Source organism: Amycolatopsis sp. NPDC003731 (genome assembly GCF_053586895.1).
In genome coordinates, this window is the sequence record NZ_JBSFNC010000083.1 from 1 (window position 1) to 16,485 (window position 16,485).

Here is a 16,485-nt window from a genome sequence, read left to right on the forward strand (position 1 = left end):
GCGGATCAACCCGTTCCGGCACGTGGTCGACGTCGAGCGGAACAGCTTCGGCGGCGACTTCACGATGGACGCCCTGTTCACGGGCAGTGTCGTGGCATTCGCGACATCCGACGGCGGCACGGAGCTGGGGGGCCCACCGCGCGGGGACGTTGCCGTGGCCTGCGGTTGCCGGTGAATTTCGGACGTTCGATGATGCCCGCGGGCGGCTTCGGTATAAGTTCCCCCGGGAGACGTCTCATCAGAGCGGGGGCAGTGCAGTGGCTACGGGCACGACAGTTTTCAGCAGGGTGACGGTCGTCGCACCGTCCACCCGGATCGACGTCGCGCTGCCCGCCGACGTCGCGGTGGCCGATCTGCTGCCGATGCTGCTGGACATGGCCAAGGAGACCGCGCCCGACGGCGGGGCCCGCCACGGCGGCTGGGCGCTGGCGAAGCTCGGGGACGCCCCCCTCGACCCGAGCCGCACGCTGGCTTCGCTCGGCGTCGTCGACGGTGAGCTGCTCCAGCTGCGCAAGCGCAACGAAAACCCGCCGCCGCCGCTGTACGACGACGTCGTCGACGCCATCGCCGAGTCCTCCCCCGACAGCTTCCGCCCCTGGACCAAGGAAACCGCGAACCGGTTCGGGCACGTCGCGGGCGGGCTGGCGCTGTTCGCCGCCGCCGTCGCGCTGTTCATGAGCGGCTCCTTCTACGGCGGCAGCGCGCTGGGTGCGGCCATCGCCGGCGGCATCGGCGCGATCGCCTGCGTCGCGATCGGGGCCACGCTCGCCAAGGGCTACCAGGCCGAACCGACCGGCGTGCTGATCGCCGCGGCGGGCGGGCTGCCGCTGGCCTTCGTCAGCGGCTTCTACATCGTGCCCGGGCTGTCGCTGCGGGCGAACCTGCTGCTCGGCGCGGTGCTGGTGATCATCGTCGCCTCGGTCTGCATCATGGTCATCGGCGCCGGCATCACGACGTTCATCGCCGCGGCCACCGCGGGCACCTTCGGCGCGCTGGCCTTCCTGTTCGGCACGCTCGTCGCGCACCCGGCGCCCGGGATCGCGGCCGGCACCGTCGCGGTCGCCCTCGCCTGCATCTCGATCCTCCCGCGCGCCACCATCTGGCTCGCGAAGCTGCCGCTGCCGCACGTCCCGAGCAACGCCGAAGAGCTGAAGGAAGACTCCGGCTTCCCCGACTACCGGGCGATCGAGCGCCGCACGGCGATCGCGCACAACTACATGACCGGCCTGATGGTCGGCTGCGGTGCCACGGTGGCCGTCTCGGCGATCATCGCGGCGAGCGCGCCCGGCGCGTTCGGGATCATCCTCGGCGTCGTCGCGACGCTCGTGCTGCTGCTGCGCGCCCGCGCGTACGCCAACGGCAGCCAGGCGATCGCCCTGCTCACCACGGGCCTGGTCTCGGCCACCGGGATCGCCGTCGGCTGGCTGGTCTCGGCGAGCGCCCAGAATCGCCTGCTGTACGTCTTCGGCCTGCTGATCCTGCTCGCCGCGGGCGCGCTCGTCGTCGGCGTGATCTTCCCGAACCAGCGGTTCTCGCCGCCGCTGCGGCGCACGGTGGAGATCATCGAGGCGATCTGCATCGCCTCCGTGCTACCCCTCGCCCTCGGTGTGATGGACCTCTACACCACCCTGCGGCACCTGAACTTCAAGTGACCGGGTCGGGTGAATCTCGGATGTCAGCAGGACGCCCCCTGGGCTCGGCCCGGCGCACCACGACGGCCCTGCTCGCCGGCACGATCGGCGTCCTGGCCACGGTCGCGGGCGCGGTCCCGGCGCACGCCCAGGCCGCCCCGGCCGACGGCTACTTCGCGACGCCGCCCCCGGTCGACGACAGCAAGCTGATCCCGGATTCCCGGCAGCCGGACAAGAAGTACAAGAAGTCGAAGGCCTGCGTCCAGCGCAGCACGCTCGGCCGGGACATCGTGCTGAAGAACCGGCCGTGGGGCCAGGACTACCTGCAGATCGGCAAGGCGCAGGAGATCGTCAAAGCGGCCACCGGCAGCGCCGGGGGCAACGTGCGGGTGGCGGTCGTCGACACCGGCGTGACCCAGCACCCGTGGTTCCAGAACCGGGTCAAGTCCGGCGGCGACTACGTCGCGAAGCCGGACGGGAAGCCCGAAGGCCTCGAAGACTGCGACGGCCACGGCACCGAAGTCGCCGGCATCATCGCGGGCAAGCCCGACAACCCGGAGGTCGGGTTCATCGGCGTCGCCCCGGACGCCACGATCGTGTCCTACCGCCAGCTGAGCGAGAACTACGAGCCCGACACCTCGACCCCGACGCCGTCGGCGAGCAGCAGCGGGGGCACGCCTCCGCCGTCGTCCAGCACCAGCCCGCCGCCGGGCGGCGGGGGAGGCGGCGGTGAAGGCGACCGGACGTCTCCGGGGCAGACCAACGGCGGGCGCCAGCTGGAAAAGGCCGGCACCGCGGGGACGTTGAAGACGCTGGCCGAGATCATCCGCGGCATCGCCGAGCGCAACGAAGCCGACATCATCAACATGTCGGTCGACAACTGCCGCCCGGCCACCGGCTCGATCACCGAAGGCGAGCAGCAGGTCCAGGCCGCCGCCCGCTTCGCCGCGCAGCGGGGTGTCGTGATCATCGCCGCCGCGGGCAACGCGACGGACACCTGCCCGCAGAACGACCAGCCGGACGCGCGGAAGCCGAAGACGATCGTGACACCGCCGTGGTTCGCCGACGACGTGCTGTCCGTCGGGGCGATCGACGAGACCGGCAGCGTGGCCCCGTTCAGCGTGCACGGCCCGTGGGTCGGCGTCGCGGCGCCGGGGACGCAAATCATGTCGCTCGACCCCGCCGAAGGCTCCGACGGCTTGGCGAACCTCACGTTCGAGAACGGCGACAAGGCCAGCCCGATCCAGGGAACGAGCTTCGCGGCGCCGTACGTCGCGGGGCTCGCGGCCCTGGTCAAGGCCAAGTACCCGCAGCTGGACGCGAAGGGCATCATCAACCGGATCAAGGAGACCGCCCAGCACCCGGCGGCACCGGGCGGCCGCGACAACTTCGTCGGCTACGGCGTCATCGACCCGGTGGCGGCGCTGACCCAGAGCCTGCCGTCGGAAGTGGGGAACCCGGCGCCGATCCCGGGCCCGCAACTGGCCCAGCTCCCGCCGGCCAACGACCGCAGCCCGACCCCGGTGATCGTGGCGCTGGCCGGAACGGGCGGCGGCCTGGTGGCGTTGCTGATCACCCTGTTCGTGATGCGCACGATCCGCCGCAACCGCCCCGAATAGCCCGCCCACCCGTGATTGAAGGGTCATCACGCGTGATGGGGGAGGCATCACACGTGATTGAAGGGTCGACACGCCAAACCTCGCCGTGTCGACCCTCTGATCACGCGTGTCGACCCGCTGATCACCCGTGTCGACCCTTCAATCACGCGTGTCGACCCTCTGATCACGGGTGCTGCCGGTTCCGTCACTTCGCGGGTGGGGCCGGGGGCTTCTTCGGCTGGGGGTTTTCGTCCTCGCCGATCACCGGCGGGGCCACCAGATCGGGCTCGCCCAGCAATTCCGACGGCTTCGTCGTCGGGCGGGTCTTCGACTGGCGGCGGCCGCCGCCACCGCCTCCGCCGAACGCGCCGAAGCCCATCATCGGCATCATCGGCATCCCGGACGCGCTGTGGCTCGCGGCGCTGTCCGGGGCCGGCTGGGGTGCCGGCTCCACAGGCTGAGCCGCGTCCGGCGTGCCGGCGCCCGTGTGCTTGGGCTCCGCCGGGTCCCCGCTCGCCGACGACGGTGTCATGACCGCGTCGGAACTGGAGTCGGAGCTGGGGTCGGAGCCCGGCCCGGCGGAAGCCGGGGCAGGGGTGCCGGATTCCGGCTCGTGCAGGTGGAAGCGCTCCTCCGGGTACCGGTGCGCGATCTCGATGCTGCGTGTGGCCGCGTCGGGGTCGTCGACGCCGTTGCACAGCCGGTCGAACGCCTCCAAGACGTCTCGCGCCGTCTCGTACAACGCCTTCGCCGCGTCCTGCGTCTCCCCCAGCTGCGCCCGCGCGCGCTTGGTGCCGCCGCTCGGCAGCATCATCGTCTCGGAGATCAGGTCTGCGGCACCGACCAGGACGTCGGCGAGGTCGACGACCAGGTGGCGCAGGGTGGTCACCAGGTCGTCGAGGGCGTCCGCGAGCGTCGTGAGCGCCTCGCGGAGGTCACCGCCCGCGGCACCGATCTCCCGGATGTACCCGACGAACGCGTCGGCGTCGCGGCCCGCCCAGCCGGCGTCGAGCCGGCCCAGGTGGTCGTCGAGCCGGGCGGACACCTCGGCCGCCGCCGCGGCGGCCGAGCGCAACCGGCCGGCTTCGGCACCGAGGTCGCCCCAGCGGCCGAGCAGCGGGCGGAAGTACGTCTCGACCGGGTCGATCAGCCCGAGCCGGCCGGACACCTCGGTGAGGTAGGCCAGGTAGGGCTCGGCGGTGGCGGCGATCCCCGCGCCGTCCGCGTCCGGGGCGAACGCGACCGCGGGCGCGGTGACCACCGGGGCGGCGGCCCGCTTCGCGAGCGGGTGCGGGATGGAGTCCGTGGAAGCCTCCGGCTCGGCGAACGTCATCCGTCGAGCCTTCCGGCCCGCTTGATCAGCTCCGCGGCTTCGGCGTCCTGGCCGCCGTGGCGGACCGTCACCTGCCGCAGCGCCTCCGCGGCCGAGCGCAGCGCCTCGGCGCCGTCGGCCAGCTGGCGCCGCAACGCCCCGGCCGCGCGGCCGTACGACTCCCCGACGCCGATCTGCGCCCCCAGCGTCCCGAAGGACTCCCCGGTGACGTCGCCGCCGACCTCGGCAGCCGCCGCGTCCAGGTCGTCCGCGGCGGCCTCGGCCGTCTCGGCGTACCCGGCGACGACGACGCCGTCCATCTTCAAGCCGGCCACGGCACCTCCGCTCGCGAAAAGGACCTTCGAGCGTGGGACGTCCGCCGCGGCCCGGCGGTTCCGCTCAGTTGGCCGGCTGCTGGGTCGTCGGGAACGCGCCGGCGTTCGGGTCGATCGGCACCGCGTCGAACTGCCGCAGCACGTCTTGGGTGTTCAGCGACGCCCCGGTCGGCAGCAGCCCGATGATCGACTCGGGCGCGGGCTGCCGGTTGTTCAGGCCGATCGCGTCCGCGGTCTGCGCGTCCGGGACGCTGTAGCGGACGCCCCGGTCGGAGATCAGCTGGATCGCGCCCTTGCCGAAGCTGGCCTTGCCGGTGGCGGACTGGACGACCGCGGCGAACCCGGGCTTGAGGTAGAAACCGTTGAGCGGCACCCGGTTCGGGCCCGGCGTCGTCACGGCCATCGGGGTGAACTTCTCGCCGGTGCTCTTCTGGCCGGGCAGCTGCGTGTCGACGTACACCGAGGTGTGGCCGTCCTGGTCCGGGCCGGAGCCGACCAGCGACCAGCCGAGGCACGCGACCGAGGAGTTCTTCGTCGCGTCGAGGATCGTCGGCACCGAGCGCGGGAAGTCGTCGACCGGGATGTAGTCCGGGTCGTTCGGCTGCAGGGTCTTCACCCCGGCGAGCTTGTCCAGGCCCAGCGTCTGGATGCTGCTGGAGCTGCCGTTCTTCGCGACGCGGATGATGTCGGCGACGGCGTTGGAGACCCGCTGGATGCCGGTCGGCGTGATCGCCCAGTAGTTCAGCTCGCGCTGGCCGGCCTGCTGCGTGGCGAAGACGTCGCCCGAGGTGAGGCCGTCGAAGTCCGCCGGGGCCTGGCCGCTCGGGATCTTCGGCGGCGACAGCTTCGCGACCTCGGGGATCGCGTTGAGCAGGCCCTGCGTGATCTTCCGCGGCGACGGCGGCAGCTGCAGCGCCGTCCGGACGGCGTCGTTCGGGTTGTCGACGTCGATCTCGGCGCGCACGGTGTTCGCGTTCGGCCGGTTCCGGGAGCTCGGCAGCCGGTAGACGAGGTAGGTCTTCCCGTTGTCGGCCTTCGCCAGCAGCGCTTCGTTCTCGCCCAGCTCGGTGCCGAGGCCGCTCGGCGCGATCCCGCCGAAAACGTAGGTGTTGGTGCGGCCCGTGTCGGGGTTCGGCAGCGACGTGTCGAGCTGAACCTGGTCGCACACGGCCCAATTCGCGGGAATTCGCTGGGAATCCGTCGGGATCAGCTGCGGACCGTCCGGAATTCCGGTCAGTTTGTCGCGCGGAATGTCCTTCAGCTGCTCGTCGGAAACGACCGTGGGATTCTTCACACTCGCCGGGCTCGCCGGAGCCGGGGCGGGTGCCGCGGTCGCGCCGCCGGCTCCCGCGCCGGGTGACTTCTGCTGGGCCAGCAGGAGAAGCCGGGCCGACGCGAGGTTGAACGTCGGGATCAGCTTCTTCGGGTTGCCCGTCACGACGTAGACCGTGCCGGACTGCTCGCCGATCACGATGTTCCCGGCCTCGGGCACCGACGGCGCCGGGCTGAGCAGGCCCCAGACGACGAAGACGATCATGCCGAGCGCGCCCAGCACCACCCCCACGATCGTGGCCCGCGTGTGGGTGCGCATCGGGTCGTGCAGCATCACGGCGTCCCGCCGGACCAGCGCCGACTGCATCCGCCGCAGGACGAACTGATACGCCTGGACCTGAGACTTAGTCGTGGGTGTTGATGGCATTCTCGACCTACAGCTCTCCCCGTCGCGGTACGGTTCCGCAGGATAGCCGTACGGGGACCGTCTGGTGTGGGGTTTCTACCAACTCAAGCTAGTGTCGGGCACCCCGGGACCCGGCTTCCGGGTACGCAGCAAGCACGAGGGGAAGAGAAAGCGCGGATGTCCGTCACCACTCCTCCACGTCCGCCTGGCCCGCCCGGGCCCCCGCCGCCCGGTGGCCGTCCGCCGGGCCCGCCGCCGCGGCCGGGCAGACCGGGTGGTCCCGGTGGACCCGGTGGCGTTCCCGGCGGACCCGGCGGAGTGCCTGGCGGGCCCGGTGGACCCGGCGGCGTACCCGGACTGCCTCCGCGCGGTCCCGGCGGCCCCGGTCCCGGCCCGGGTGGCCCCGGCGGACGTCCGGGCGGCCCCGGCGGCCCCGGCGGCCCGAGTGGGCCCGGTGGGCCTGGCGGCCCGAGTGGGCCCGGTGGGCCTGGCGGCGGCGGTCCCGGCGGTAGCGGCCCGGGTGGCGGCGGTCCTGGTGGCCCCGGCGGCCCCGGTGGCGGTGGTCCCGGCGGCCCTGGTGGTCCCGGCGGCCCTGGTGGCCCCAGCGGCGGTGGTCCTGGTGGTCCCGGTGGTGGCGGTCCCGGCGGTCCCGGCGGCGGTGGCCCGGGTGGCCCCGGCGGCCCGCAGGGGCCCGACGACAGCGGTCCCGCCACTCCCCCGCCCGGCCCGGCCCGGGTGGCCCCGCCGGCGCGGCGACGGTCCGCCGGCGTCACCCTCGGCCCGCTGCCCGTGGCCAACCTCGTCGTGCTCGAAGTCGGCCTCGCGATCGGCCTGGTGCTGCTCGCCATCGACATGAAGCTGAAGTGGGTCGGCGTCGGCATCGTCGGCTTCGCCCTCGTCGTCGCGCTGCTGCGCTGGCGCGGCCGCTGGTTCACCCAGTGGGTGGGCCTGACGCTGCGCTACACCTTCCGCTCGCACGACCGGGTCGCCGAGCCGCTGCCGCCGAGCACCGTCGAAGCCATGACCGCCGAGGAGACCACGGTCACCGGCCCCGACGACGCCCGGGTGAACCTGCTGCGCATCGCCGTGCCGGACCTCGTCGTCGCGCACGGCGTCGACCACGAACGCCAGCAGGTCGGGCTCGCCTGGAACGACGGCACGTGGACGGCGGTGCTGCTCGTCGAGCCGGCCCCGGCGCTGATCACCCAGGCCGACGGCGCGCCGAGCCTGCCGCTGTCGGCGCTGGCGCCCTGCCTCGAGGACCGCGGGGTGGTCCTCGACTCGATCCAGATGATCTGGCACTGCTACCCGGGCAGCGCCGCGCTGCCGTCGGACTCGCCCGCGCTGAGCTCCTACATGGAGGTGCTGGGCCCGCTGCCCGCGGCGGCCCGGCGGACGACGTGGGTGGCGATCCGGCTCGACCCGCGGCGGTGCCCGGCGGCGATCCGGGAACGCGGCGGCGGCGTCGTCGGCGCCCACCGCGCGCTGATCGGCGCGCTCTCGCGGGTGCGCAACGCGCTGGAGTCCCAGGGCGTGCCGACGCGGCCGCTCGACCCGGACGAGCTGCTGCGGGCGAGCATCTCGGCCGCGGAGCTCACTTCCGTCGCCGGTTCACCCACGAAGGTGACGCTGCAGGAACGCTGGTCCGGCGTGACCGCGGCCGGCATCGGGCACGCGAGCTACGCCATCACCGGCTGGCCGAAGGGCAAGGTCACCAGCAGCCTCAACGCGCTGACGAGCGTCCGCGCGCTGTCGGCGACGCTGGCGATGTCGATCTCCCCGGCGTCCGACGAGGGCAAGATCGGCCTGCGCGGCGTGGTCCGGCTCAGCGCGCGGAACCCGCGTGAGCTCGACGCCGCCGACCAGCGGCTGCAGAGCCTGTCCGAACGGCTCGGGGTGGACCTGACGCCGCTGCGCGGGCTGCAGGTGTCCGCGCTCGCCGCGACGTTGCCGATCGGAGGCACAGCATGAGTTCGCGCGTCCGTGACGCCGGGCAGAACGGCGGCGTGGCACCGGAGTTCACGGTGGACCCCGCGCTGCTCGACGCGATCAGCCCCTCGGGCGACCGCGGCGGCATCGTCCTCGGCTCGGGTCTCAAGGGCGAGCCGCTGACCATCTCGGCGCTGCGCTCGACCCCCACCCGGATCGTGCTGGTGGGCGGGCTGTACCTGGCCCGGCAGGTGGCGATGCGGGCGATGGCGGTCGGGGCGTGGGTGGTGGTCGCGACCGGCCGCCCGACCGAGTGGCAGGTCCTGTCCCGCGCGGCGGGCAGCCGCGACGGCCGGCCGTCACCGCTGGTGCAGATCCGCCGGCTGTCCCCGGTCGAGCTGCCGCGGCCGTCGGAGGACGCCCCGCTGCTGGTGGTGACCGACGGCGGCCCGACACCGCAGGACCTGTTCCCGCCCCGCTCGCCCTGGCAGACGACGGTCTACGTGCTCCCGTACCTGCACCCGCAGGCGGGCGCGACGGCCAACGCGGCGGACCTGGTGCTGATGCAGCGCCTCCCGGCCGGCCAGGCCGAGCTGGCGGCCCGCATCTGGCGCCTGCCGCCCCAGATGATGCGCCAGCTGACGACGTTGCAGGACGACCAGGTGGTGGCCCTGGGCCGCAACCTCTGGCGGCCGCTGCGGCTGGTGACGACGGGCAAGGAGCAGCAGCTCCTCGGCCCGGTCCGCCGCGGCGACTGAACTGCCCGTCGCGAATGACTGGCGGCTCGCCCCGGCGAGCGGCGGGCCCGCGACCCGGCGCTCGTACCGCGGCGACTCGCTGATCATGTCGACCGAGTGGGACACCCCCGACGGCACCGTCCGCGTCCTGGACTTCATGCCGCCGCGCGGGGAAGCCGCCGACGTCGTCCGGATCGTCGAAGGCGTGTCCGGCCGGGTGCCGATGCGCATGCTGCTGCGGCTGCGGCTCGACTACGGTTCCGTCACCCCGTGGGTCCGTCAGGAGGAGGGCGGGTTCGTCGCGGTCGCCGGCCCGGACGCGATCCGGGTGCGCACGCCGGTGCCGCTGCACGGCGAGGACAGGGCCACGCACGCCGAGTTCACCGTCACCGCCGGGGAGCGCGTCCCGTTCGTCCTCACCCACAACGCCTCCTACCGGCCGCGGCCGCGGCTCGCCGACGCCGAGGCCGCGCTCGCCGACACGGAACGCTTTTGGGCGGACTGGATCGGCCGCTGCCGGTACCGGGGACAGTGGCCGGACGCGGTCCGGCGCGCGCTGATCACCCTCAAGGCCCTCACCTACGCCCCGACCGGCGGCATCCTCGCCGCCGCGACGACGTCACTGCCGGAACAGCTCGGCGGGCCGCGCAACTGGGACTACCGCTACTGCTGGCTGCGCGATTCGACGTTCACCCTGCAGGCCCTGATCGGCACCGGCTACCACGACGAGGCTCGCGCCTGGCGGGAATGGCTCGTCCGCGCGGTCGCCGGCGACCCGGCCGACCTGCAGATCATGTACGGCCTCGACGGCACCCGCCGGCTCCCGGAGTCCACTTTGGACTGGCTGGCCGGCTACGAAGGCTCGGCGCCGGTCCGGGTCGGCAACGCCGCGGCGGACCAGTTCCAGCTCGACGTCTGGGGCGAGGTCCTCGACGGGCTGCACCTGGTCCGCGAAGCCGGGCTCCCGACGTTCCACCCGGCCTGGGACCTGCAGCGCGGCCTGCTCGACTTCCTCGAAGGGCACTGGGACCAGCCGGACAACAGCCTCTGGGAGGTCCGCGGCGACCGGCGGCACTTCGTCCACTCCAAGGTGCTGGCCTGGGCCGGCGTCGACCGCGCGGTGCACACGGTGCGGGCGCACGGTCTCGACGGCCCGGTCGAGAACTGGCGGGCGCTGCGGGAGAAGATCCACCAGGACGTCTGCGCGCACGGGTACGACGCCGGCCGCAACACGTTCACCCAGTTCTACGGCTCGCGCGGGCTGGACGCGGCGCTGCTGCTCATCCCGCGCGTCGGCTTCCTGCCGGCGGAGGACCCGCGGGTCCGCGGGACGGTGGACGCGATCCGGGCCGAGCTCGCCCACGACGGGTTCGTCCGCCGCTACGACGCCGACGCGGACGGCGGGGTGAACGGACTGCCCGGCGGCGAAGGCAGCTTCCTGGCCTGCAGCTTCTGGCTCGCCGACGCGCTCCACGCGACCGGCCGCCCCGACGAGGCCCGCTCGCTGTTCGAGCAGCTTTTGGGACTGCGCAACGACGTCGGGCTGCTGTCGGAGGAGTACGACACCGAGCTGGGACGCCAGGTGGGCAACACGCCGCAGGCGTTCAGCATGGTCGGGCTGGTCAACACGGCCCGGCAGCTCTCGGGGTCGCAGACCGGCACGAACGCTCCGGGCGAGGACCAGCTCTCCTAGCTCGTGTCCGACTCCCGCGGCGGCTGGAGTCTAGCTCCGCCACGACCGGCCGGTGCCGAACGCCCGCAGGAACGTGCCGACGATGACGATCGCGGCCTGAGCGTCATTCAGGGGCAGTTTGTCCTTTGTGGACAGACCCACCAGTGCTCCCAGGACGCTGCCGGGCCAGCGGTCCGGCAGCCCCGGCTGCAGGTAGCCCTCGTCGGCGGCCCGCTTCAGGAACCGATCGACCTCTTCGACCGCGCGCATGCGGCGGGCCCAGATCTCCGGGTCCGAGCGCATCCGGCTCACCTCGGTCGGCCAGGTGCGGTTGACCTTGACGACCCCCAGAACGTACCGGTCCATCGCCTCCGGCACCGGCGCCTCCCAGAACCGGGCCGCCTCGATCGCCGCTTCGATCGCGTCCAGGCGGGCCTGGTAGACCGCGGACAGGAGCTCCTCCCGGCTCGTGAACCGGCGGTAGACGGTCCGGCGGTCGACGCCGGCCTCCGCCGCGATCGCCGCGATGCTCGTGGCCGGGTCTTCGGCGAGCATGCGGGCGCCCGTGGTCAGCAGCAGTTCGAGATTTCGCGCGGCGTCTGCTCTCACTCTCCCACCCTAGCATTAACTGTCACACTGGCGAGGCATTTAAGTGCTACAGTGATGTGACAGATCGACTTAGGGAGCAGCAGTGGTCACCTACCAGGACCTCTTCATCGGCGGCACGTGGACCGCCCCGAGCAGCACCGAGCTGCTGGACATCCGTTCGCCGCACGACAACTCCGTCCTCGGCCGCGCCGCGCAGGCACTGCCCGCGGACGTCGACCGCGCCGTCGCGGCCGCCCGGAAGGCCTTCGACGAGGGCCCGTGGCCGCGCACCTCGCCCGCGGAGCGGATCGCCGTCGTCCGCAAGCTGGCCGCCCTGCGCGAAAAGCGCGCCGACGAGATCGCGGCGCTCATCTCCGCGGAGAACGGCTCGGCGCTCTGGTTCACCAAGGCCGGCCAGCCCGGCCTGACCCGGCAGGCCAACGCCTACCTGAAGGCGGCCGAGGAGTTCGGCTGGGAAGAGACCCTGGAGCCGTCGGATCCCGCCGCGCCGTTCCGGTCGGTCGTGCGCCGGGAAGCGATCGGCGTGGTCGCCGCGATCATCCCGTGGAACTCGCCGTTCTCCTCGGCGTCCGCCAAGATCATCCCCGCGCTGCTCGCCGGCAACACCGTGGTGCTGAAGGTCTCGCCGGAGAACACGCTCAGCATGAACCTGCTCGCGGAACTGCTCGCCGAGGCCGGCCTGCCCGAGGGCGTCATCAGCGTCCTGCCCGCCGACCGCGAGACCAGCGAATACCTGGTGAAGCACCCGGACGTCGACAAGATCGCCTTCACCGGGTCCACCCGCGCCGGGCGCCGCATCGCGTCGCTGGCCGGGGAGCAGCTCAAGCGGGTCAGCCTCGAGCTGGGCGGCAAGTCGGCCATGATCATCCTGCCCGACGCCGACCTCGGCGCGGCGATCCAGGGCGTCAAGTTCGGATCCCTGCTCAACAACGCCGAATCGTGCATTGCGCAGACGCGCATTCTCGCGCCGCGCAGTCGCTACGAGGAGGTCGTCGCCGGGCTCAAGGAGCTGGTCGAGTCGCTCGGTGTCGGCGACCCGGCCGACGACGGGACGTTCATCGGCCCGATGATCCGCCGTGACCAGCAGCAGCGGGTCCTGGAGTACATCCGCCTCGGCGTCTCCGAGGGCGCGCGGCTGGTCACCGGCGGCCCGGACGTCCCGGCCGGGCTGGAAACGGGCAACTACGTCACGCCGACGCTGTTCGCCGACGTCGACAACTCGATGCGCATCGCGCAGGAGGAGATCTTCGGCCCGGTCCTGGTCGTGATCGCCTACGACGACGAGGACGACGCCGTCCGCATCGCCAACGACTCCGAGTACGGCCTGTCCGGCGGGGTGTGGTCGGCGGACCCGGCCCACGCGCTCGCCGTCGCCCGCCGGGTGCGGACCGGCACGGTCACGATCAACGGCGCGCCGATCGGCTTCGACGGCCCGTTCGGCGGGTTCAAGGCCAGCGGCCTCGGCCGCGAGTACGGCGCCGTCGGGCTCGGCACCTACACCGAATACAAGACGATCACCGTTCCGGCCGCGAAATGACGCTCGACACCCCCGTCAGACCCGCGGTGCGGCCGGCGATGACGGCGCTGATCCTCGCCGTCCTGCTGGCCGCGCTGGACCAGACCATCGTCGCCACCGCCCTGCCCCGGATCGCCCGCGACCTCGGCGGGTTCCGGGACATCGCCTGGATCACCGCGTCCTACCTGCTCGCCTCGACCGCCGCGACGCCGCTGTGGGGCAAGCTCGGCGACCTGCTGGGACGCAAGCGCCTCTACCTCGTGGCCACCACGGCGTTCCTGGTCGCGTCCGCGCTGTGCGGGCTGGCGCAGGACCTGCCCCAGCTGATCGCCGCCCGCGCCCTGCAGGGGCTGGCCGGCGGCGGCATGATCGTCCTGACGTTCGCTCTGGTCGGAGACATCGCGGCGCCCGCCGAGCGCGGGCGCCACCAAGGCCGGTTCGGCTCGGTCTACGGCGTCGCCAGCATCGCCGGACCGCTGCTCGGCGGCCTGTTCACCGACCACCTGTCGTGGCGGTGGGCGTTCCTGATCAACGTCCCGGTCGGACTGGTGGCCGTGGTGCTCGCGGCGCGGGCCCTGCCCACGACGGCCCGGCGGACGTCCGTCCGCATCGACTACGCCGGGGCGCTGCTGCTGGCCGGGGCGGCCACGGCGCTGGTCCTGATCACCTCCTTCGGCCCGCGGTGGGGCTGGACGTCCCCGGGCACGCTGGCCCTCGCGGGCGGGGCGATCGTCCTCATCGGACTGGTGGTCCCGGTCGAGCGGCGCGCGGCGGCCCCGGTGCTGCCGTTCTTCCCCTCGCGCACGGTCGTCGTGGCCGCGGCCGTCGGGTTCATCGCCAACGTGGCGATGTTCAGCGTCCTGGTCTACCTGCCGACGTACCTGCAGGTCGTCGACGGCGTCTCGGCGACGCTGTCCGGGGTGCACCTGCTGCCGCTGGTGCTCGGGCTGGTCGTCAGCCAGTCGCTGGCCGGGCGGTGGGTCGCCGAACCGGGTCGCGTGCGGGGCGTCCTGGTGACCGGCATGGCGCTGAACGTCACCGGGCTGCTGTTGCTGAGCACCCTGGCGCCGGGGACGACGCAGCCGGCGCTGATCGCGTACTTCGCCATCACCGGCGTCGGGATCGGCATGGTCCCGATGGTGGCGCTGACGGCGGCGCAGAACGCGGTGCCGGCCGCCGACATCGGGGCGGCGAGCGCGGTGGTCACCTTCGCCCGGTCGATCGGGGCGGCGTTCGGGGTGGCCGTCTTCGGCAGCCTGCTCGGCGAGAACGTGGCCGGGCACCTCGGCGGCGCGTTCCTCGCGCTCACGCCGGTGGTCGTGCTCGGCACCGTCCTCGCCGCGCTGATTCAGCCCTTTTCGGCGAAAGCGGCGAAGAGCCCGGGCTCGTAGGAGCCGCCCTTCTGGTGCAGGATCACGGCCAGCCGGTTGGCGGCGTTGATCAGGGCGACCAGCGCGATCAAGGCGGCGACCTGCTCGTCGTCGTAGTGCTCGCGCACCCGGGCCCAGGTCGCGTCGGACACGCCTTCGGCGGCGTCGGCGAGCCGGGTGCCCTCCTCGGCCAGCGCGAGCGCGGCCCGCTCGGCCTCGGTGAAGACCGTCGACTCCCGCCAGGCGGCGACCAGCGCGAGCCGGACCGCCGACTCCCCGGCCGCGGCGGCCTCTTTGGCGTGCATGTCGAGGCACCAGCCGCAGCCGTTGATCTGGCTGGCCCGCAGGCTGACCAGTTCCTGGGTGACCTTCGGCAGCGGCGAGCGGTCGATGACCTGGCCGAGGCTCGCGAACCGCTTGCCCAGCCGGGTGCCGGTCTCGGTGGAAAACAGGTCGAGGCGGGTGTCCATGGCTTCGTCCTCACTGTGTCGTCGGGCGGAACGACCTCAAGACACCGGCGAGGCGGAGCTTGTGACACCCCGGTCCATCCGGTGGCGCGACCCGGACGTATCACCGGCCGGTCCCGGGTGCTCGGAGGAGGGCTACGGATCGAGAAAGGAACCGATATGTCGCCGCGCTGCCGGCCGCCACGTCCGGGGTGGCGCACGCGTCCCTGTCACAGGTGCAGGACGGCTTCGAGGTCAACCCGCAGGGCTCGTGGCTGGTGGCGACCGGCGGGTCCGCGTCGGCCGGGTTCGACGTCGGGGCCGGGACCGCCCGCTCCGGCCGGAACAGCGGCTGGCTGTTCGCCACCAACGGCTGCGGGCACCTCCTGCACAGCACGTACCCGTGGCTTGACGGCAGCGGCGCGTACCAGGCGGTCAACACGGCCCGGTGGAACCTCAACGGCGTCAACCCGGTGTTCGTCAAGGCGATCATCGGGGCGAACGGCTCGTCCAGGTTCGTCCGGCTCGACGACATGACCACGCAGTGCTCCTGGTGACCGGGCTGTACCATCACTGCCGATGAGCTGGGCGGGGTGGAAGGTGCGGTTGCGGGAGGTCCGCCCGGCGGATCACCGCACCCTGATCGGCTTCGACCGCGGTTCCGACCGCCAGGTCGGCGGTTACCGCCACTGGGCGACCCACCGCGACTCGACGGGCGACGACTTCCACTTCGCGATCGAGACCCTGCACAACCGGACGCTGGTCGGGTCGATCTGGATCCAGGCCGACCCGGCCACCGGCCACTTCAGCTACGGAATCGGCATCGGACCGCAGTACCGCCGCTGCGGTTACGCCGCCGACGCGGTCACGGTGCTGCTGGCGTACATGTTCGAGCTGCGCCGATACCGCAAGTGCGAAGTCAGCATCAACGGCAGCAACTTCGCCTCGCTGGCGCTGCACGGAGAGCTGGGCTTCCGCGAGGAGGGCCGCCCCCGCGACACGGAGCTGCGCCGCGGCGAGGTCCGCTACCCGGTCCTGATGGGGCTGACGGCGGCGGGCTTCGCAGAGCACCAGCCGGCATTCCTGGCAGCGCGCGGCCCGGTCCGCCCGTGGCGCGGACGGCACTGGCGGACGCCCCGCCGCGGACGCCACTGGCGAGCCGAGCACCTGCGCCCGGCCCGCTGAGGTCCAGCGGACACCCGGGCACGCGGATTCGCGGGCACGCGGGCACCGGCTCGGCTCGGCTTGGCCGCGCGACCGGTGATCGCCGAGCAGGGCCCCGCCCGCTCACCCGACCAGCAACCACCAGACAGGGCCCCCGCCCGGCCTCATGAGGCGGCGGCTGTTGGTTCGCCGCGCGGGCAGCAACCGGCGATCGCCGGGCAGGGCTCCCCCGTCGGCCGCACGACCGGCGATCGCCGGGCAGGGTTCCCGCCGGCTCACGTCCGAATGCCGTCACCGGACCCCAACTCAACCCGCGCAGCGCGAGCGCCGCCGAGCGCCTGGCCGGGCCCTCCCTCGGCCGGCGGCGGCGCGACAACCGCCGCCGGATACCCCGGAACCGGACCTCCCGAACGGCGCCTCGCCACCTCACCGCGCGAATGCCGCCACCGGGCCAGGCGGGGGCGGACTCGCCGGCGTGAAGCCCACCA

15 protein-coding genes are annotated in these 16,485 nt (G+C 73.0%); 10 read left to right on the forward strand and 5 right to left on the reverse strand.

The window, feature by feature from the left end; translation table 11 throughout:
* Positions 1-287: 287 nt before the first annotated feature.
* Together eccD and mycP are read left to right on the forward strand one after the other, a co-directional pair.
* Complete coding sequence (gene eccD / locus ACWDN5_RS29010; RefSeq protein WP_310967657.1) at positions 288-1,652, forward strand: type VII secretion integral membrane protein EccD; 1,365 nt, start codon at positions 288-290, stop codon at positions 1,650-1,652.
* Positions 1,653-1,672: 20 nt separating this feature from the next.
* Complete coding sequence (mycP, locus tag ACWDN5_RS29015) at positions 1,673-3,250, forward strand: type VII secretion-associated serine protease mycosin (protein ID WP_449678511.1); 1,578 nt, start codon at positions 1,673-1,675, stop codon at positions 3,248-3,250.
* 184 nt (positions 3,251-3,434) lie between these two features.
* Here mycP and ACWDN5_RS29020 read toward each other — a convergent pair whose 3' ends face one another.
* The 3 genes from ACWDN5_RS29020 to eccB all read right to left on the reverse strand — a co-directional run bounded on the left by ACWDN5_RS29020 (position 3,435) and on the right by eccB (position 6,575).
* Positions 3,435-4,562 carry a WXG100 family type VII secretion target gene (locus ACWDN5_RS29020; RefSeq protein ID WP_310967660.1) on the reverse strand — a complete coding sequence of 376 codons (1,128 nt, stop codon included), beginning with the start codon at positions 4,560-4,562 and terminating at the stop codon, positions 3,435-3,437.
* Positions 4,559-4,876 (reverse strand): hypothetical protein, encoded by a 318-nt coding sequence (locus ACWDN5_RS29025; RefSeq protein WP_310967661.1) that lies wholly within the window; start codon positions 4,874-4,876, stop codon positions 4,559-4,561. The genes ACWDN5_RS29020 and ACWDN5_RS29025 overlap by 4 nt, the downstream gene beginning before the upstream one ends.
* Positions 4,877-4,940: 64 nt before the next feature.
* Entirely contained in the window at positions 4,941-6,575 is a 1,635-nt protein-coding gene (gene eccB, locus ACWDN5_RS29030; RefSeq protein WP_449678512.1) for a type VII secretion protein EccB, read from the reverse strand.
* 253 nt (positions 6,576-6,828) lie between these two features.
* Between eccB and ACWDN5_RS29035 the strand changes: the two genes are divergently transcribed.
* From ACWDN5_RS29035 to ACWDN5_RS29050, 4 genes are all read left to right on the forward strand, one after another.
* Entirely contained in the window at positions 6,829-7,410 is a 582-nt protein-coding gene (locus tag ACWDN5_RS29035; protein WP_449678513.1) for a hypothetical protein, read from the forward strand.
* Positions 7,344-8,525 (forward strand): type VII secretion protein EccE, encoded by a 1,182-nt coding sequence (gene eccE, locus ACWDN5_RS29040; protein ID WP_310967666.1) that lies wholly within the window; start codon positions 7,344-7,346, stop codon positions 8,523-8,525. The genes ACWDN5_RS29035 and eccE overlap by 67 nt, the downstream gene beginning before the upstream one ends.
* A complete protein-coding gene (locus ACWDN5_RS29045) occupies positions 8,522-9,241 on the forward strand; it encodes a hypothetical protein (protein WP_310967668.1) in 720 nt (239 codons plus the stop codon). The genes eccE and ACWDN5_RS29045 overlap by 4 nt, the downstream gene beginning before the upstream one ends.
* Before the next feature lie 85 nt (positions 9,242-9,326).
* Positions 9,327-10,913, forward strand: a complete 1,587-nt coding sequence (locus tag ACWDN5_RS29050) for a glycoside hydrolase family 15 protein (protein WP_449678514.1) — start codon at positions 9,327-9,329, stop codon at positions 10,911-10,913.
* A 30-nt stretch (positions 10,914-10,943) separates the two neighbouring features.
* Here ACWDN5_RS29050 and ACWDN5_RS29055 read toward each other — a convergent pair whose 3' ends face one another.
* Complete coding sequence (locus ACWDN5_RS29055) at positions 10,944-11,501, reverse strand: TetR/AcrR family transcriptional regulator (protein ID WP_310975936.1); 558 nt, start codon at positions 11,499-11,501, stop codon at positions 10,944-10,946.
* 82 nt (positions 11,502-11,583) lie between these two features.
* Here ACWDN5_RS29055 and ACWDN5_RS29060 point away from each other — a divergent pair, with 82 nt between their 5' ends.
* Both ACWDN5_RS29060 and ACWDN5_RS29065 read left to right on the forward strand, forming a co-directional pair.
* Positions 11,584-13,038, forward strand: coding sequence for an aldehyde dehydrogenase (locus tag ACWDN5_RS29060; protein ID WP_449678515.1), 1,455 nt, complete (start codon positions 11,584-11,586; stop codon positions 13,036-13,038).
* A 38-nt stretch (positions 13,039-13,076) separates the two neighbouring features.
* Positions 13,077-14,408 (forward strand): MDR family MFS transporter, encoded by a 1,332-nt coding sequence (locus ACWDN5_RS29065; protein WP_449678516.1) that lies wholly within the window; start codon positions 13,077-13,079, stop codon positions 14,406-14,408.
* On the opposite strand, the gene ACWDN5_RS29070 is transcribed toward ACWDN5_RS29065, so the two are convergent.
* Positions 14,366-14,857: a carboxymuconolactone decarboxylase family protein gene (locus tag ACWDN5_RS29070; protein ID WP_310975933.1), complete on the reverse strand. Its 492-nt coding sequence runs from the start codon at positions 14,855-14,857 to the stop codon at positions 14,366-14,368. The two genes, ACWDN5_RS29065 and ACWDN5_RS29070, sit on opposite strands and share 43 nt — an antisense overlap.
* A gap of 212 nt (positions 14,858-15,069) precedes the next feature.
* Here ACWDN5_RS29070 and ACWDN5_RS29075 point away from each other — a divergent pair, with 212 nt between their 5' ends.
* Together ACWDN5_RS29075 and ACWDN5_RS29080 are read left to right on the forward strand one after the other, a co-directional pair.
* Positions 15,070-15,390, forward strand: coding sequence for a hypothetical protein (locus ACWDN5_RS29075; RefSeq protein ID WP_449678517.1), 321 nt, complete (start codon positions 15,070-15,072; stop codon positions 15,388-15,390).
* Positions 15,391-15,412: 22 nt separating this feature from the next.
* On the forward strand, positions 15,413-16,018 hold the full coding sequence (locus ACWDN5_RS29080) for a GNAT family N-acetyltransferase (protein WP_310975931.1): 606 nt from the start codon (positions 15,413-15,415) through the stop codon (positions 16,016-16,018).
* The last annotated feature ends 467 nt before the right edge of the window (positions 16,019-16,485 follow it).